Genomic DNA, 16,840 nt, shown 5'->3' with positions numbered 1-16,840 from the left:
CGTGGCAGGCTCGTGACCTTCCAGGCGGAGGGAGCGAAAGATGAAGAACGGCTTCGCGGAGACGCCGGGCGAACTGTGCCCGGACTGCACAGCGGGCCCCGCCCGGGAGAACGTCCGCGTCGCGGGCGGCACGCCGTACGAGATCTGGCACACCTCCGACTGTCCGGAGTGGACCGTCATGCAGATCAGCTTGGAGGCAGGCTCGCGGCGTATCAAGGAACAGGACGAGTGGGCCAAGGAGCTCTTCCCGACCGTGCACGAGCGGCTGAAGCAGGCTGCCGAAACCCTGCCGCCGGACAACCCCGCCCAGCCGTTCGTCGACGCCCTGACCGAGCTGGTCCAGGCGCAGGCCGACACCACCGGCTTCGTGGTCCTGCACCGGTGGGTGGAGATCCTGGAGCGCCACTTCCCGCCCCAACTGCCGGACCCTGAGCACACCACCGAGTAGCGGCAGCCGCAGCGGCGATGAGCAGCTGCTGCGCGGGCCGGGTCTGCGGCCACGAATGGGGCGGCGGTGGTTGTCTGCGGCGTAGCAGTCGTCGGCGTGGACCTGGACGGGTGGGTGTGCGGTGCCGATGCCGAGCTGGGCGATCCGCTCCGGCCTGGCGGGCCGGCCGCGTTGGCCGTGTTCCCGTTCGGCTTCTCGCCGCTGGAGTTCGGCGATCTTGTTGTCGATGCGTGCCGGCCACATGGCGTGCCACACCCGGGGTGTGAGCAGTCGCTCCAGGTCAGGTAGCAGGTCGCCGAACACGTTCGGTCCCAGGGTTTTCGCCGCAGCAGGGCGACATCGCGATCGGCCGCGGTTCGGCCCGCCGGGGCCGTGGCGGTGTACCGGCGCGAGCGTCAGGCGACCAGCAGCGGCGCAAGTGCGCGGTGCGGTTTGACGCCGCGGTGGCCCGAGCCGGTCAGGCGGCCTTTTCCAAGTGCCCGGGGGAGTCGTCGTCTTCGTCGGGTTGGTGGGCGGCTTTCTCGCGGGCACGTAGGACCGCCCAGAGGGGGAGGGACAGGCCGGTGAGGTACCAGGGGATGGGCCAGAGCGCGGTCCACCAGGTGGTCTGTGGTTCGAGGACCAGGTCGGTGGCGGCTGTGGTCATACCGGTGGCCAGGCTCCAGCACGTGAGGCGGCCGGCGTACCGGACTGCTCGGGCGAGCCGGTCGGAAGCAGTGTTGGTGCGGCGGGAGGGCAGGGTTCTGCCCGGTTCACTCATCGCGGGGGAGTCCTTCACAGGGCGTGGACGGCGTCGAAAGGTGCCGGACGCGGTAAGTGTGCATGGAGTGAAGTTGTGCCCCTAACAGCCCCGCCAGCTGCCTGCCGTCTCTGAGGCAAGTTGTTCCGGTGTGGTTTTGCGTTCAAGGGCTGGTAAGCGCTCTCTCTGTACATCTCGACTAAGTCTGAACCTGGCCGAAAAGCAGTCAGTAGTCAGACGGAATGCACTGATTGAGATGCAGTCGAAGCGTTCCGGTCAGTGTGTCCGTCTAAATTGGCAACGGAATTGACAATTCCTACTTCGAGTGGTGCTGCATTGCCCCACTGTGTCCCCATTCGACCAGTCGAAGCGGCGAGGCTGATTCCGGCCCGCATGGGATGAGTGTTGGGGGGCACGGCCCGCACGTTTGTGCGTTTCCTCTGGCAGCTTGTGTGGCCGAGGTGACCGTGTGGGTCACCGGTTCTGACTGTCTGTCTGACTTCCTGTGGGGGGAAGCTGATGCATTTACGTGCTGGAAGCACGTCGTTTCGGCGTGCTCGGAGAACGCACAGAACCGCTCTCGTCGCGGCGATCACCACGGCCGCCGTGGTAATCGCCGCGGCGCCCGGTCTGGCGGCTGCACCGAAGCCGGAGCTGCCGGAGCCGGAGAGTCCGTGGACGAAGCCGACCAAGGTGGAGGCTCCGGCGACGCCGACCGGGTCGGTCAAAGCACCGGACTCGGAGGCTGAGGCCAAGCCGTCCGCCGAGATCGCCGCCTGGCGGGCGGCGCAGCGGGCCCGTACGGGCGGCAAGACCGATGCCCAGCGTGCTGGGGCCGCTGCCGAGGCCACGCCGTTCGTTCCGGAGGGTCAGGGTGAGGTGCCCTGGCACCGGATCATCGACACGCGCTTGAACGACGCGCTGGTGGCGCGGGTGAACGTCTCCAACGGCAACCTGATGCTCGCCGCGACGGACTTCGACATCGCAGGCGTCGGCCAGAAGCTGCAACTGGCCCGTACGTACAACTCCCTTGAGGCGCCCTGGGGGAAGGTGTCGCAGCGCTGGTGGCAGGCCTACGAGCGCTACCTCCAGGCCGGCGACGGGGAGGCGGTCGTCTACGACGCCACGGGTGAGGCCCTGCGGTTCAAGGAGACGTCCACCGGCGGCTACACCACCCCGACGGGCTACTCCAAGGACCTGAAGAAGAACGCGGACGGCACCTACACGCTGACCGACCGCAAGTCGGGCACGAAGGACACCTACGACGAGCACGGCACACTGACGAAGGTCACAGACAAGAACGACGGCACGATCACCGTCGACCAGCACGACGAGGGCAGCGAGCACAAGGGCTTCAAGCTCACCGAGACCCGCTCGGGCCGCTGGATCGACCTGGTCAAGACCGACGCCAGCCAGTGGCAGGCCAAGGACCACACGGGCCGCACGGCCGTGTTCGACCTGGACCCGGCGGGCAACCTCGCGAAGGTCACCGACACCGATGGCAAGGCCACCACCTACGCGTACGACTCCTCCCGCCGCCTGACGAAGGTGACCACGCCCGAGGACACCGTCACGCTGTTCACCTACGACGCCCACAACCGCGTCAGGTCCCTGCAGCGCGCCACCGACGTGACGGGCGGCGGCCACATCGGTCCGACCTGGCGCTACGACTACACGGCCGCGACCCCCTCCGATGCGGGCACCACCACGGTCACCGACCCCGACGACGACGCCACGAAGTACCTGCACAACGCGGACGGCGAGGTCACCAAGGTCACCGACGCCCTGGGCCACTCCCGCCACGCCAAGTACACCAACCACCTCACCCAGACCGCGATCGACGCGATGGGCACGGGCGCGGACGGCACCGGCGGCAACACCACCACCTACGGCTGGGACGGCCGTAACAACGCCATCTCCCAGAAGCTGCCGCTCGGTGCGACGGCGTCCGTGACGGCATATCAGACCGTCGCCGGCATCGATCTGCCCAACGACTTCACCTCCGCGGACGGCCGCAAGGACACCTTCAAGTACGACACCAACGGCAACACCATGTCGGTGACCACCTCCGGCACCGCAGGCGGCACCCGCGAGTACACCTACAACAAGGACACCCCGACCTGCGGCGGCTTCGAGGGCCAGCGCTGCACCGCCAAGGACGGCAACAGCAAGGTCACCTCCTTCGCGTACGACACCAAGGGCAACCTCAAGACGGTCACCCCGCCGGCGCCGCTGGGCAAAACGGACTACACCTACGACGCGCTGGGCCGGGTGGAGACCGTCACCGACGGACGCGGCATCAAGACGGTCTACGTCTACGACAACCGCGACCGCGTGACGAAGGTGTCCTCCACCAACGCCACGGTCACCTACTCCTACGACGGCGACGGCAACGTCAAGACCCGCACCGACGCCTCCGGCACCACCGGGTGGCACTACGACAAGCTCAACCGCGAAAGCGTCCGCACCCTGCAGAACGGTGCCCAGACCGCGCTGGCCTACACCCCGGGCGGCGACGTCGACTACTACACCGACCCGACCGGCAAGACCGACTACACCTGGGACAAAGCCGGCCGCCTGGACTACCTGACCGCCCCGGACGGCAAGAAGACCGACTTCGACTACAACGAGAACGACAAGCGCACCAAGACCGTCTACCCCGGCGGCACGACACAAGTCGTCGGCATCGACGACAACGGCCGCCCCGAAGCCGTCAAGACCACCTCCGGGACGACGACGCTGATCGACCTGGCTTACAGCTACAAGAACTCCGCGGGCAAGGACACCACCAAGATCCGCACCCGCACCGACAACCTCACCAAGTACAAGACCACCTACGACTACGACTCCCAGGACCGCCTGCGCTACGCCCTGGAAGCCGACTCTGCGGGTGCCCGCAAGGCGTCGTGGCTGTACTGCTGGGACAGGGCCGGCAACCTCACCAGCCAGGACGGCAGCAAGAACGCCTGCCCCGGCGGCACCACCTACACCTACGACGACGCGAGCGAACTGACCGGCAAGAACGGCTCCACCACCGGCTGGTCCTACGACAAGCTCGGCAACGAGACGGCAGGCGCGAGCACCACGGCCCGCACGGGCGAGTCCTGGACGGACTACAGCCAGATGTCCGGCATCACGGCGGGTGGCAAGTTCTACGACGCGGTCCACGCGGGCACGGACAACTCGGAGCGCACGAAGCTGGGTTCGACGTGGTTCCACCACACCGCGCTCGGTCTGGCCTCCACGACAACGAACGGCGTGGACACCGGATTCATCCGCGAACCGGCGGGCACTCTGAACTCCATGACGGCTGGGGGGAAGTCCTACTACTACCTCACCGACGCCACCGGCAACGTCCTCGGCCTCGTCGACGACGCGGGCAAGCGCACCCACACCTACGCCTACGGCCCCACCGGCCTGCCCCGCGGCACCACCACCGAGGCCATGCCCCAGCCCCACCGCTACACCGGCGCCTACCTCGACCCCACAGGCCTCTACAAGATGGGCCACCGCTACTACGACCCGTCCCTCGGCCGCTTCACCCAACCGGACCCGTCGGGGCAAGAGGCGAACCCCTACCTCTACGCCAGCGGCGACCCCATCAACAACACCGACCCGTCCGGACTGTTCGGATGGCCTGACATCGGCGAAGGTCTCGGAGCGTTTGCTGGGGGTGTTCTCGGTGTGGCAGCCACGGCCGCGGTCTGCTCGACAGGTATCGGATGCGTTGTGGCCGGAGTAGCGCTGGTCGGTCTGGGCTCAGGCTCCGGGGCATCCATCGGAACTGCCCTTGCCGGGGGGAACAACGAGGAGCGGGCGGATGCCTTTATGAACGGCGCCTTGTGGGGGGCCCTCGGCTCCAGCCCGGCTGGCTCGTGGGTGGGACGCTTTCTGAGGTAGAGACACCGTGCGGTAGGGGACCGCGCGAGATCCTGCGCGGTCCCTTTAGCAAAGAGAGAGGAGCATGCCCCATGAAAAGGAATCACCACAGCGCGCGGCGGCGTCGGCGCGGGGCACTCGTCACGAGTATTTTCGGGTTCATTGTGGCCGGACCGCCGCAGTTGTTTGACTCCGGACTTGGCTGGGACTTTGCCATAGTCGGGGCGATCGGTGCAGTCGCAGGAGCAGTGACGGGTTTCTTGTTTCCCTTGCTGTTGGTTCGTAACCCTAAGGGCGCTGCACCTTCGCCTCCATCATCTTCGTATCCCCCACCTCCACCTCCTTCACCTCTGCCCCCGAGGCCGCCTGAGTAGACGCTGGCCGGGCCGGGCTGCATCGAAGATGGTGGCCGCCGACCCGGCCCCCGCCCCGCAACCGCGAACCTGCGCCGCGCGCCGCCCCCGGCAGGCGGCCCGGTCCTCAGCCCGCGTCCAAAGTCACGGCACCGCGGCCGCGTTTTCCCCCGCGCACCGCGTGAGTTCGCACCAGCGGCCGGCGGGACGGCGAGCGTGCCGCCCCCGCTGGGCACCGGCACTCTCCGTACCTGCTGCACGTCGCTTCTCCTCGCCTCGCTCGCCCGAACTCGTCCCTCTGCCTGCTTCATCGAACGAGCGACCGTCATGGCGTCTTCGGCGCTGCGGGTGAAACCGGCATCATCGCCACTGCCGGCATCATGGCCGGCCCGTGGGACACGGCGGCCGCGGTCGTGGGCAGTTGCGCCGTCGGAGGCTTCCTCGGTTACAACAACGCCGACCTCATCAGTTACGGCTGATCCGTGACGGAAGGGCACGTTAAACCATGAGCAACAAAGTCAAGATGAGCATCTTTCTGTCCGTGGTCGCGGTCGTCACCCTGCTCGCGCTGCTGCAAGGCCTCATGGCAGAGGGATCGAACAAGGCCCTACCGCTCATCGTGGCAGCCCTTGGAGTGGCGTCGCTCGGCATGTGGACCATCGGGGTCCGCAGCAAGGCCAAGAAGAAGTGACCAGACTCCTCGCCGTCCGCGCGGCCGTCGCGGGCGGCGAGGAGGCGGTGTCGGGCTCACGACTGAATAAAACGAGACGGTCATCGCGCTGATCCACCCCAAGCGGACTATGGCGCCGACCACGGCTGGTCAGCGGATCATGGCTGGTCGCCTCCAGCGCTACGAGTCGGGTTCCTGGTGCAGGTCCAAGAAGCAGCGCAGCCGTACGCCGGGCTCGCCGGGCTCCCGTGTTGTACGGTCCGCCGGTGCGATCGCGCATCGTGCGGCGAGCAGTTCCTGGACGGCGAAGGCAGTTTCGTCATCGGAGGCTGCGACCTCCACCACGGCCAGGCCCGGTTCTGCCACGTGTGCTTCGTTGATCGGCTTCATGCCCGGCACGACGCGTGAGCGGTCGCCGGGGTTTCCCAGTCTCGCCTTCTTCACCCGACCGAGTAGAGGCCCGGCATGACGCCTGCACGCGACCCCGCGTGGAACCGGGCCGTGTCCGCGGCGGCAGCACCTTACGATCTCTGCACGTGGCACATACCTTCGAAGAACTCGTGCAGATGCAGTACGTCGCCGATGAGGCACACACAACCGTCGAACAGCTCCAGGACCAGTACGGTCCACCGACCCGAACCGCCTGGACCGATGATCAGCAGGCATCGTGGTCGACCGCTTGGCGGGCCTGGCGCGACCTTGCCGCCGACGTCCAGGCCGCAGTCACGGAACACGCCAAGGAGCAGGGCATACCACGCCACCAGGTCGAGGCGGACGTGAAGAAGTCGGCACGCCACCCGGAGCTCGTGGCCGGCGGCTGACCTACGAGTTCTGCGGCCAGCTTCGCGAGCACCCGCTCGCCGCCGTCGGCGAGCTCTGCGCCGCGCCTGCCTGACGATCACGGCTCGGTAACGGCACTCAGCGGAGTGTCACACCGTCGACTTTCGCCACACCTCTAGCAAGTGACGGGGGACTTCCATCCGGACCCCCGCGTCACCTGCGTGAGGAGCCTTGTCATGACGTACATCAGCAGCGCCCGGCAGCCCGAGCCGGAGCCGCGCCCGACCTGGACAAGGGGTGCTGAACGCCTGCCGGGCGGCCCGGAATCCAGTGCCGTGAACAGTGCCGCGAACGATTCCAACGTCGTCCCGATCACCGCAGCTCACATGCCCTCGGTGAGCGTCCACTCCACCAGCGCGGGCAGCGACTTGGCGGGCACGGTCCCGGCACGCTGACACCTCTCTCCCCTCCCCTGACTCCGTAGACCCGTTCAACGAACGGTGCCCGTCGACGTCACGCCACGGCGGCCTGGCTCGCCAGCACCGCGAGCGGGGAGCGCCGGCAGCTGTCTCGCTCCGGTGTTTGTGACTGGCCGGCTCCGTGTCAGACGTGGGCGTCTCGCGTCAGCAGAAGGCTGGCGGCTGGCTCTCCCGCTTCCGTATCTGTCCCGGGCAAGCTGCGGTGAACCGATCACGTGGGCAAGCCCGCGTTGTCGGTGGGCGGCTGCAAGGCTGATCGGCGTGAACGGCGATGAGCAGCTGCTGCGCGGGGGCAGCGAGGCTGTTCGGGATGTCAGTGCCGTGCTCTACGGTCGCTGTGTCCTGCATGGGACCGTTGCGCTCTCGCCTGGCCTCTTTGGCTGGCCAGGCGAGAGCGGCGATGCCCGCGTCCCCCAACTTCGGCACAGGGGCGGGCCCTTCCGGATGGAAGGCCGACACCCAACGGCGTCTTGTTCCATTGACCCGTTTTCGGCGTGCAATTGCAAGGAGAACTCGGAACTTCCACCCTTCAGCGCGCCGACTTGCCTCTCGGGTCGCTGCCGCTCACGACGTCCGCCCGTGATCGTCATTGTTCCGTGATTCCTTGATCACGTGGCGTAGCAACTGCCGCTCTGGCCATGCTGGTTGCCCTCCCCGGCGGAGCGGCTGGCACCCGCCTGCCCCGGGGTGCCGGTGGCCTTTCCGGATGGGCCGCCGGCCTCAAGAAGGCTGACCTCCCCAAGAAAGTGGCGGTATTCATGAAGACCCGACCGATAGTGGTCATCTCGGTCACAGCGACGGTGTTCGCCTGGAGCGGGGTGATGGTGGCCACCGGCCAGACGGCCGCCGTAGCCGCGCTCGCCCCGGCCCTCGCCCTGACCGTCCAGCAGATCGTCCACATCGTCCGCCCCCACACCGCGCCCGGCGACGGCAACCGCCCGGACGCGGCCGCGGACAAGGAGGACGACGCCCCGTGACCACCCCCACCGAGCCGCCCCCGCCTCCCGACAGATCCGCCGCCGCACGCCGAGGCCGCAAACTCGGGCCGATCGGGGCCACCGTCGGCAGCGCGCACCGGGCGTGGCTGGAGCCCATGCGAGGCGCCTACCTCGCCAGCGGGCTGACCCTCAGCGAGCTCAGCAGCCGGGTCAGTTTCGCCAAGTCCAAGATCTCCGAACTGTTGCGCGGCGTCGGCCTCTATCCGCGCTGGGAAATCGTCCTGCTGCTGGCCGTCGAACTGGACATGCCCAGCTGGCCCCTGTACCGGCTGTGGCGCCAGGCCGCCTTCGAGGCGCACAAGAGCAGCGAGTGGGTCGAACGCTGCACCCAGGGCACCACCGTGACGACCACCGACGACACCCCTTCCCCCTTGGACCACCAAGCCTTCCGCGAACTGGTGGAGGGCGACTACCTCCTCTACGCCCAGGTCTTCCTCGACGACGACCAGCGCGACACCGCCGTGTCCGACACCTTCGACATCCTCTGGCTGTCCTGGAACGACGCCCTCGCCAGCCACGACACCCGCCGCTTCGCCTGGAACGTCCTGCGCGCCACCGTCATGACCCGAACCCCCCACCTGGACGGCCGGCCCGAGCTGAGCAGAGCCGCCTTCGACACGGTCGCCCTGCAGTCCCTCACCAACCCGGCCGACTGCATCAACCAGCTCACCGAAAGCCTGGAACTGTTCACCGCCATGAGCCGCCTGCCCACCCACCAGCTCGACGTCATGGTGCTGCGCCGCCTGTGCGGATTCTCCCCAGAACGCGTCTCCGCCCTCCTCGGTGCCTCGCTGGCCTCCGTCCGCTCCAACGAGCGCCACGCCACCCGCTTCCTGGAAAGCGTCACCTGCCCGCCGCCGTCCGAAGGGAACACCCCGTGACCCGCATCGACGACCTCCTCTCCAGAGCTCTCCTGGTCCGTGAGCGCACCGTGCCCCGCGACATCGTCCCCACGCCCGCCACCAGAACGCCCCCACCCGGCGACCCCGCCCACACCAGCACACCCAACGGCGCGGCCGAGGACCTGCGCAGCCTGTGCCAAACCCTCGTCACCCACACCCCGCCCACACAGATCGCCGACTTCGTCACCGACCAGGTCCCCGAACCCCGCAGCGCCCTGGTTCTCGCCTGTGTCCTGCAGCTCACCGACACCGACGAAGGCGCACGCTTTTGGTGGCAGTACGCGGCCGGCGCCGGGCAGGCCGCCGCCGCCTACTGCCTGTACCTGCACCACCTGGCCCTGGGGGAAGAAGACACCGCCGACTGGTGGCACCGCCAGACAGACGACGTCCAGCCCGCACCCGAGAGCGCCACACCCGCCGAAGAGCCCGACGCCGGCTGCACACGGGACTGGCACCCGGCCAACCACCGCATCACCAGCACCTCCACCACAACCATCCTGAGAATCCTGCGCCACCTGTCCAAGCAGACCGTCCGCTCCCAGTCCACCGCGGTCACCAACCTCATGGCCTACATCCCCGGCGTGGTCACCGCCGGCTACCTCAGCGAGCCCGATACCGAACTGCCCCTGCCCGGCCCCGGATTCGCCCACCGCATCAACGCTCTGCTCACCACGGCAGACCCGCTCCGCAGCCGCACAGCCCCCACTCGCCACGGCCCACACGACAGCGAGCGCACTTCACCCCGGTCGGACGCCGCCAACACCGTCCAGAGAGCATGACGGCAGTGGAAGGATGCGGAGTCAGCCCGCCGTACCAAAACGACAACCCCGCCTCCGGCCGCGTCCTGGCCAAAGTCGGGTTCACCCGCATCGGCACCGCCGACCGAGACACCGAGACCGGAACCGTCCCCTACGAGCTGTACGCGCTGGAGAGCGGTGCCTGACATGAAGCTCAACGACCTCGGCCCGCTGATGGCCCGCCGCCAAGACGGCGGCCTCAGCTTCGACCGCTTCCGCGCCGACCCGGCACTGGCCGCCCTGCAATGGCCGGACGACGTCCTGAGGGACTTCCTCTTCGACCACGGCGACAACGGCCACTTCGTGGGCGACTACGGAGACGTCGATCTGTGCGCCATCACCTGGGAGCTGGAGACGATCCCGGCTGCGGCCTTCACCACCATGCCGACCGGCGAGAGCGACGCCGGCTGCATCGAGAGCTACGCCGCCGACCCGGTGTACTGGGTCAAGGTGCGGCCCCCGGAAGTCGGCCGGTACTGGGAAGAGCACGGGACGTGGCTGCGCCCGCCGCTCCTCATCGATCGCCGCCTCCTGGCCCCGGCGGACAGCGGACTGCAGGTCCTGGAGGGCCGCACGCGCGTCGGAGTGCTGTGCGGTCGCCTCCGCGAGCAGCTGCGCGTCGCCCCGTACCACCAGGCGTGGGTGGCGCGTCTGTGAGAACCTGCCGCGTCTCGCTGCGTACGCTGCGAGCATCGAGGTGTTTCGAGGAAGAGCTGCGGATGACTGAGAAGGCGTCTGTTCCCGGGCCGCGCCGGGACATGGCGATGCACAACGACTGGTGGGTGTCGGGCTGGGAGCACGTCCTGCCCCGTCAGGGCTTCCCGCTGACCATGCTGATCGGGACGGCGTGCCAGCCCGGTTTCACCGGCTCCCTGGACGACCTGGTGCAAGAGATCTTCGGCGGGCACTGGGACATGATCGGCGGCGACCTCGATGGCGCGCTCACCTTCTCCTGGCCTGATGAGGAATGGGACTACGAGGCCGCGCCGGAGGGCCGCGAGGCATGCGAGGCGGCCCGCTGGGAGCAGTTCAGCGCCATGCTGACGACCGCCGGCTTCCCGGTGCCCACCACCGTGCGGGACCTGTCCGAGCTCTACTTGACGTGGGGCCTGGCTCGCCGCGAGGAGACGCCGGACGGCATCCGGTGGACGATGCCCGCTGCGCTGCCGCTGCCCGGCGACCTGCTGCCCTTGGACCCCGAACTCACCGAGCGCCTCGACGCGATCCGCTGGACGATGCGCACCGGCCCGCTCCTCGACACCCTCATCGACCACCTGGTCAACGATCTGGGTGAACCGGCAGAGACCCTCACCTCCTTGGACCGGCTGGGGGCAGCCACGGGCCAGGACGTCGACGACGTCCGGCTCGCTCTCGCGGAACTCGTGAAATCCGGCGACGCCCGTGTCCAGCGCGGCGAGGAGCCGGCCGACGCGGAGCGCCTGGAGGCCCACCGCCGCTTCCGTCTGGTCATGGACTGGGAGCACTTCCACGAGAATCGCATCCAGGTGAGCCGCGGGTGACTGAGGCCGCGCACGGCACCGTGGGGACCAGCGATACCCGCCTGATCGTGCTCCGAGGCAACAGCGCCTCGGGCAAGTCGTCCGTCGCGGCTGGCCTGCGCGAGTAGTTCGGGCGCAACCTCGCCATCGTCGCCCAGGACAACCTGCGCCGCATTGTGCTGCGCGAACGCGACCGGCCCGGCGGCGCCAACATCGGCCTGATCGACCTCACGGCCCGCTACGCCCTGGACAACGGCTTCCACGTCGTCGTCGAAGGCATCCTGTGCGCCGCCCGCTACGGCACGATGCTCCACGATCTGGTGCGCGCCCACCAGGGCGTCACACGGTGCTACTACCTCCACGTGCCCTTCGAGGAGACGGTGCTCCGGCATGCGACAAAACCGGATGCCGAGTACCCCTCAAGCACGTCACCGAGGACCATCTGTGCGACTGGTACCGGGAGATGGACCTGCTGCCCGACGCCGTGGAGACCGTGATCGGCGCGGCCAGCACTCTGGATGACACCGTCCGGCAGATCATGCGCGAGAGCGGCCTGGACCAGATGAGTTCGATCGACCGTTGACGGACAGCGTGCGGCCCCCTGAGCAGGCAGTCCGCTACATCGCTCGCCAGCCGCCGGAGGTGATCCGATGCTGAGCGTGGATCAAGGACAAACTTGGCGTCGCACGGTTGCCGACTACGGCTGTCGGGCGATCACGCACTGAGGGTAGACGGAAAATGCGTCTCGCCTGTCGGACCTGATTGCCACACTGGGCGTATGAAAGAGGGATCATCCAATCCGTGGCTGGTGACGGCGCAGCAGATCGATGCCCGGATCGAGGAACTCCGGCCCGAGGCCGATCGCCATGTGGTTGGTCAGCACGTGATCTCCAAAGTGCTACTCAAGCGCTTCGCCACTCCCTTTGGCAGTCATGGGCTCAAGCTCGTGCCCTTCAGTAGCTGTTGTCTTTCCGGGCTTGAGGACGGCGTTTTCGCTGGTCGGGCGTAGGGCCGACGATCCTGTGGGAGTGGTGGTCTGTCGTGTCGCCACTGCTGTGGAGGTCATGGATGCCGTCGGTCGTGGGGCTGCTGGAACAGCGCGAGCTCATCGCTCGCCGTCGCGTGGACGAGCTGCGGGAGGAGGCCGACCGCATCCAGGCCGAACTGGCCGTGGCCGAGCGGGACTGGAAGGAATGGGCCATCGCTCGCTCGCGGGTGGGCGAGGTGCTTGCCCCGGAGAACGAGACCGGGCATGGCCACGGCCAGGCCGGCCAGACAGCACCGACCGCCGACGGACAGGCCAAGGCGGCATCGCCAATGCCGGAAGCGGCGAAGACGAAGTCGCAGGTGCCGGTGTGGCATGACGGGCTTGCGTGGTCGGCGGACTACCAGCGCATTCTCACCGTACTCGCGGACCGTGCCCGGCTCGGGCAGGGGCCGGTGACCTGCCAGGAGATGGCCGCCGCCTTCGGTATGGACGTGGTTCCGGCGCGGGTGGAGGCGCTGAGGTCGAAGGCGAAACGCCTGGTCGCGCGCGGCTGGCTGGCCGAGCCGGCACCGGGCCGGTTCACGCCCGCCCGCGGGGTGAACGGGCCAGGCGGCAGGTCATGAGCAGCGTCATCGACCAGTAGATCATCGCCTCGGCGCTGGTGGTGCGGCGTTCGAAGTCGCGTGCCAGGCGGCGACTTCGCATCAGGTGGGCGAAGAGACGCTCGACGATCCACCGCTTGGGCAGCACCACGAAGCCACGCATGTCGTCGCTGCGCTTGACGATCGCCAGGACCAGGGCGAACGCGGCCAGGCAGTGCTCGACGAGGCTGCCGGTGTAGCCGCCGTCGGCCCAGACGAGAGCCAGGCGATGGTGTGCCTCGGCGACTTGGTGCAGCAGCACCTGGGCGGCGGTGCGGTCGCCGACATCCGCAGCGGTGACCATGACGCCGAGCAGCAGACCGAGGGTGTCGACCACGACGTGCCGCTTGCGCCCGTTGATCAGCTTGCCGCCGTCGAAGCCACGGCTGTCCGATCCGACGACGGCGTCCGCCTTGACCGACTGCGAGTCGATCACGCCCGCCGTCGGCTCCGCGTCCCGGCCCAGGCGCTCACGGACCTGCGCGCGCAGCCGGTCATGGAACTCCTTGACCAGGGCGTGGTCGCGCCAGCGGCGGAAGAAGGCATACACCCGGTCCCACGGCGGGAAGTCGGCCGGCATCGCCCGCCACTTGATCCCGTTGTCCACGAGATACCGGACCGCGTCCAGCAGCGCGCGGTGGCAATACCCTTCCGGCCGGCCGCCCCGCCCGCGCATCCAGCCCGGCACCGGCAGCAGCGGCCTGGCCTCAGCCCACTCCGCGTCCGTCATGTCCGACGGGTACCGGCGCTGCCGCCCGGGCCGGTCAGCCGCGTTGCCGTACACGTGCGCGAGACAATCACACGATGGAGCGGCCGAGTTGGACTGCCCGGCCAACGACACGGAAGACTGCGGCACCGGGGCCTCCTGTTGCTCTATGGATTCGACACCCACGAGCTGTTCAGGAGGTCCCTTCCTCATGCCCCCGCCACGGCAAGATCACCCGACCGGGAACCCGTGTTCGACTGCCACTGCTCAAGATCGAAAAGACAACAGCTACTAAACCCGCACCCCACACCAGATCGCCGTATGACCAGCTACACACAGCGATCCGCGGACCGCTTCAGCTCAGCTTGTCAGGGCACGGCACGGCGGCAGGGCGCAGCGACAGTCCCTTTTGCGGGGTGGGTGGGCCGGGGCGCGGCACCGGCCGCCGTCTGCCACGCGGCAGGGGCACCGGGCGTCCGCTGCGCTCCCGCCCTCGCTGCGCGGCCCCTGCGAGCGCTGTGCGCCCCTCGCGTGCTGCGGGGGCAGAGCCCCCTTGCCGATGCGCGGAGCCGGGCACCGACAGCGCTGCGCGCCGCCGGAAGCGGCGACCGGCACCACGCCCCGGCCCGCCTACCCCGGCAAAGGGAATTACGGAAGCTTATTCAAGTAGAAAAGGAAGACAAGAAGTGGCCTATTCTTTGGCCTTTCTGAATTGATCTCGGGTGGCGAATTAGAGAGTATTTTCCTTGCTGGGAGGGAGTGGCACCCAACCGGCAGGCACGGGTCCACATGCGCGGCCCGGGTTTCCATCCCCGAGTCAGACAGCTCAGTCGCCGTCCCTTCTTCCTCCTCCTGCGCGGTTCAGAAGGCATGAGCGTGAGCCCGAGGGGCATGGAGGTGAGGGCCGTCGCTGGTTACCGCGGCGGCCCTCGTGTCGGGTGGTGCTGCTCAGGTGCTGCTGGGTGTGATGATCACGGCGCCCGGTTGTCCGTTCTTGCCGGCGGCGCTTGCTGTGCCGTCCGCACTTCCGGGCTGGCCATCGGTTCCATAACGTTCGCCTGAGCTCCGGAGCGTGACACCGCCGTGACCGCCGTTACCGCCGTGACCCCCACGGCCGCCGTCGCCTCCGGTACCGCCGCCGCCGTACGTGACTCCGTTGTTTTCGGGCCCGGTTCCGCCGGCTCCGCCCGTTCCCGAATCACCGCCCGCGCCGCCGTAGCCACCCTGGGCACGAAGCGAGCCGGACTGCCCCGTCACGCCGCCCTTTTCCCCGCCGTGCCCATCAGAGCCGCGAGTACCCGCGGCTCCGGGAGAGGTGCCCTGGTCTTGCTGAAAACCACCCGGGCAACCGCCCGCACTCGGGGTTCGACCTCCTTGGCCAGGCATGCTCTCGGACTTTCCGCCGCTGCCCGCTGCTCCACCCGATCCATGGGAATCGTTGGTGCCGCTATAGCCGCCCTCGCCGGCATGGCCACCCCAGCCGGTAGGTGTTCCACCGGTGCCCTGGTTACCACCGCTTGCTACAACTAGTAGCCCCCCAGGTCCGCCACTGGGGGTCACTGTGCTCGCCTCACCACGCGCCCCTTCTTCGCCTGGGTCGTTTCCGTGGCCGCGCCCGCCGTTTGTGCCGCCGCCGAAGGTTGATTGTCCGCCCTTGCCGGCTCCTCCGGGCCATGCGGCGTGAGCGCCATTGCCGCCGGTCCCGCCTTGGCCGACGACAACTTCGAGTTGTTGTCCCGGCATCACGGACACCTGGCAGGACACGAAGCCACCTGAGGCCCCGCCGCCCCCGCCGGCACCTCCGCCGCCCCCGCCCGCGCCGCCTCCGCCGCCACCGTCGCCGCGGCCTACACCGCTGCCGTTGCCGCCTCCACCGCCTCCGCCTCCGCCCTGGCCGCCAGCCCCGCCCCCGCCGCCGCCTCCGCCTCCCCAGGCGGAAACCGTCAGCGAGTGCACACCGTTAGGCACGGTATAGAAGTGCCTGCCGGGCGTGGTGAATGATTGACTGCCTTGCGCGGCCGAGCCAGCAGCATCAGCCGTCTGCCCACCGGCCATACCGGCCATACCGGCCATCATGGCCGTAACGGCCGCAAGAGCCAGAGCTCGCTTAACTGTCATCAGCGCCCTTTCTCACGCCTTACCGAGTCCAGTGTTCGGTGGCTTGCGCCCCCTACTGCGCTCTGGGGGTGCCCCCGCCGGGGTGGCGAAATCGCGTTACGGTCGAGCATCACCTGATTGGGTAACGCTGATGCACTACTTGGAGCGTTTTAGGGTTTGTATACTATTCTAGTTAGTTGGCATCATGCACTTTTACTACCTCTGACGTCTACTCAGGCAGTTCCGAGACGGTAGTTTGGTGAAAGGACCCACATCGAGCGCCAGCGGTGACCAGAGAGGGGATTCCGTTCAGCTCCTGGGGTGGTGCGGTGGGATCCCAGTCTCTACACAGCACGTCAAGTGATGCAGCATGGTCTAGGGGTGTGGACTGGATCTGCCAAAGGTACATGCTGCATCATTTGATGCAGGGGCCATGGCGGCTGATTCCAGAGTTGGTCTGGCGCCCGTTTTGAAGCATCCTGAGGGGGCATCAGTTCGGGGAGGGGTAGGGCCCGTTCTGCGGATCCGTCCAAAGTTTTCGGCGGGGGAAGCACCCCAGGGCCGACCTTGCGGGGTGGTGGGCCAGGATCCCAGTTGCTACACAGGCCGAGACGTGATGCACCCTCACCTAGGTGCCCGGCGAAGCCGGTTGGGCGGGAGCGCAGCGGACGCCCCCCGGGGAGCGCAGCGGACCGGGTTCAGGATTGGAGCGCAGCGGAAATCCGAATTCCCGCGCAGCGGGAATTGCTAAACACGCGGAGCGGGTTTAGCGGAAAGGCGCGTAGCGCCTTTTTTGAATTCGCGAAGCGAATTCCGCTTCCCAGCGCGCCAGCGCTGGGATACCCGCTCCGCGGGTGCTCACGG

Annotated in this window: 16 protein-coding genes and 1 pseudogene; 14 read left to right on the top strand and 3 right to left on the bottom strand. The window is 68.1% G+C overall.

What is annotated here, in order from left to right; all coding sequences use genetic code 11:
• Positions 1–40 precede the first annotated feature (40 nt).
• Positions 41–448, top strand: coding sequence for a hypothetical protein (locus ABTX62_RS22990; RefSeq protein WP_352117933.1), 408 nt, complete (start codon positions 41–43; stop codon positions 446–448).
• A gap of 457 nt (positions 449–905) precedes the next feature.
• Here ABTX62_RS22990 and ABTX62_RS22985 read toward each other — a convergent pair whose 3' ends face one another.
• Positions 906–1,208: a hypothetical protein gene (locus ABTX62_RS22985; RefSeq protein WP_352117932.1), complete on the bottom strand. Its 303-nt coding sequence runs from the start codon at positions 1,206–1,208 to the stop codon at positions 906–908.
• A 585-nt stretch (positions 1,209–1,793) separates the two neighbouring features.
• Between ABTX62_RS22985 and ABTX62_RS22980 the strand changes: the two genes are divergently transcribed.
• Both ABTX62_RS22980 and ABTX62_RS22975 read left to right on the top strand, forming a co-directional pair.
• Positions 1,794–5,087 carry an RHS repeat-associated core domain-containing protein gene (locus tag ABTX62_RS22980; RefSeq protein WP_352117931.1) on the top strand — a complete coding sequence of 1,098 codons (3,294 nt, stop codon included), beginning with the start codon at positions 1,794–1,796 and terminating at the stop codon, positions 5,085–5,087.
• An 837-nt stretch (positions 5,088–5,924) separates the two neighbouring features.
• Positions 5,925–6,110 carry a hypothetical protein gene (locus ABTX62_RS22975; protein ID WP_352117930.1) on the top strand — a complete coding sequence of 62 codons (186 nt, stop codon included), beginning with the start codon at positions 5,925–5,927 and terminating at the stop codon, positions 6,108–6,110.
• A gap of 159 nt (positions 6,111–6,269) precedes the next feature.
• Here the strand turns inward: ABTX62_RS22975 and ABTX62_RS22970 are convergent, their stop codons facing one another.
• On the bottom strand, positions 6,270–6,533 hold the full coding sequence (locus ABTX62_RS22970) for a DUF6207 family protein (RefSeq protein WP_352117929.1): 264 nt from the start codon (positions 6,531–6,533) through the stop codon (positions 6,270–6,272).
• Positions 6,534–6,625: 92 nt separating this feature from the next.
• Between ABTX62_RS22970 and ABTX62_RS22965 the strand changes: the two genes are divergently transcribed.
• The 11 genes and pseudogenes from ABTX62_RS22965 (at position 6,626) to ABTX62_RS22915 (ending at position 13,155) form a co-directional block, all read left to right on the top strand.
• Positions 6,626–6,910 (top strand): hypothetical protein, encoded by a 285-nt coding sequence (locus ABTX62_RS22965; RefSeq protein ID WP_352117928.1) that lies wholly within the window; start codon positions 6,626–6,628, stop codon positions 6,908–6,910.
• Positions 6,911–7,105: 195 nt separating this feature from the next.
• Positions 7,106–7,324, top strand: a complete 219-nt coding sequence (locus tag ABTX62_RS22960) for a hypothetical protein (RefSeq protein ID WP_352117927.1) — start codon at positions 7,106–7,108, stop codon at positions 7,322–7,324.
• A 782-nt stretch (positions 7,325–8,106) separates the two neighbouring features.
• Entirely contained in the window at positions 8,107–8,325 is a 219-nt protein-coding gene (locus ABTX62_RS22955) for a hypothetical protein (protein WP_352117926.1), read from the top strand.
• Entirely contained in the window at positions 8,322–9,227 is a 906-nt protein-coding gene (locus ABTX62_RS22950) for a sigma factor-like helix-turn-helix DNA-binding protein (RefSeq protein ID WP_352117925.1), read from the top strand. The genes ABTX62_RS22955 and ABTX62_RS22950 overlap by 4 nt, the downstream gene beginning before the upstream one ends.
• A complete protein-coding gene (locus ABTX62_RS22945) occupies positions 9,224–10,027 on the top strand; it encodes a hypothetical protein (RefSeq protein WP_352117924.1) in 804 nt (267 codons plus the stop codon). Before ABTX62_RS22950 ends, ABTX62_RS22945 begins: the two co-directional genes overlap by 4 nt.
• Complete coding sequence (locus tag ABTX62_RS22940) at positions 10,024–10,191, top strand: GNAT family N-acetyltransferase (protein WP_352117923.1); 168 nt, start codon at positions 10,024–10,026, stop codon at positions 10,189–10,191. Before ABTX62_RS22945 ends, ABTX62_RS22940 begins: the two co-directional genes overlap by 4 nt.
• 1 nt (position 10,192) lies before the next feature.
• Positions 10,193–10,702 carry a hypothetical protein gene (locus tag ABTX62_RS22935; protein WP_352117922.1) on the top strand — a complete coding sequence of 170 codons (510 nt, stop codon included), beginning with the start codon at positions 10,193–10,195 and terminating at the stop codon, positions 10,700–10,702.
• Positions 10,703–10,764: 62 nt separating this feature from the next.
• Positions 10,765–11,565: a DUF6042 family protein gene (locus ABTX62_RS22930; RefSeq protein WP_352117921.1), complete on the top strand. Its 801-nt coding sequence runs from the start codon at positions 10,765–10,767 to the stop codon at positions 11,563–11,565.
• A pseudogene (locus ABTX62_RS22925) lies at positions 11,562–12,127 on the top strand (AAA family ATPase). The gene ABTX62_RS22930 and the pseudogene ABTX62_RS22925 overlap by 4 nt, the downstream one beginning before the upstream one ends.
• A gap of 195 nt (positions 12,128–12,322) precedes the next feature.
• The gene (locus ABTX62_RS22920; RefSeq protein WP_352117920.1) at positions 12,323–12,553 is read left to right on the top strand and encodes a hypothetical protein; all 231 of its coding nucleotides are present in this window, start codon (positions 12,323–12,325) and stop codon (positions 12,551–12,553) included.
• Between the two features lie 59 nt (positions 12,554–12,612).
• Complete coding sequence (locus ABTX62_RS22915) at positions 12,613–13,155, top strand: hypothetical protein (protein ID WP_352117919.1); 543 nt, start codon at positions 12,613–12,615, stop codon at positions 13,153–13,155.
• On the opposite strand, the gene ABTX62_RS22910 is transcribed toward ABTX62_RS22915, so the two are convergent.
• Complete coding sequence (locus ABTX62_RS22910; RefSeq protein ID WP_352117918.1) at positions 13,112–13,903, bottom strand: IS5 family transposase; 792 nt, start codon at positions 13,901–13,903, stop codon at positions 13,112–13,114. The genes ABTX62_RS22915 and ABTX62_RS22910 overlap by 44 nt on opposite strands.
• Positions 13,904–16,840 lie beyond the last annotated feature (2,937 nt).

This window comes from Streptomyces sp. NPDC096046 (assembly GCF_040303285.1).
Taxonomy (GTDB): domain Bacteria; phylum Actinomycetota; class Actinomycetes; order Streptomycetales; family Streptomycetaceae; genus Streptomyces.
This window is presented reverse-complemented; position numbering and strand designations above follow the sequence as displayed.

Excerpts from the sequence above, each read along its gene's own strand:
- ABTX62_RS22990 (WP_352117933.1), top strand. The coding sequence starts at position 41 with ATGAAGAACGGCTTCGCGGAGACGCCGGGCGAACTGTGCCCGGACTGC.
- ABTX62_RS22985 (WP_352117932.1), bottom strand. The coding sequence starts at position 1,208 with ATGAGTGAACCGGGCAGAACCCTGCCCTCCCGCCGCACCAACACTGCT.
- ABTX62_RS22975 (WP_352117930.1), top strand. The coding sequence starts at position 5,925 with ATGAGCAACAAAGTCAAGATGAGCATCTTTCTGTCCGTGGTCGCGGTC.
- ABTX62_RS22960 (WP_352117927.1), top strand. The coding sequence starts at position 7,106 with ATGACGTACATCAGCAGCGCCCGGCAGCCCGAGCCGGAGCCGCGCCCG.
- ABTX62_RS22955 (WP_352117926.1), top strand. The coding sequence starts at position 8,107 with ATGAAGACCCGACCGATAGTGGTCATCTCGGTCACAGCGACGGTGTTC.
- ABTX62_RS22940 (WP_352117923.1), top strand. The coding sequence starts at position 10,024 with ATGACGGCAGTGGAAGGATGCGGAGTCAGCCCGCCGTACCAAAACGAC.
- ABTX62_RS22935 (WP_352117922.1), top strand. The coding sequence starts at position 10,193 with ATGAAGCTCAACGACCTCGGCCCGCTGATGGCCCGCCGCCAAGACGGC.
- ABTX62_RS22930 (WP_352117921.1), top strand. The coding sequence starts at position 10,765 with ATGACTGAGAAGGCGTCTGTTCCCGGGCCGCGCCGGGACATGGCGATG.
- ABTX62_RS22920 (WP_352117920.1), top strand. The coding sequence starts at position 12,323 with ATGAAAGAGGGATCATCCAATCCGTGGCTGGTGACGGCGCAGCAGATC.
- ABTX62_RS22915 (WP_352117919.1), top strand. The coding sequence starts at position 12,613 with ATGCCGTCGGTCGTGGGGCTGCTGGAACAGCGCGAGCTCATCGCTCGC.
- ABTX62_RS22910 (WP_352117918.1), bottom strand. The coding sequence starts at position 13,903 with ATGACGGACGCGGAGTGGGCTGAGGCCAGGCCGCTGCTGCCGGTGCCG.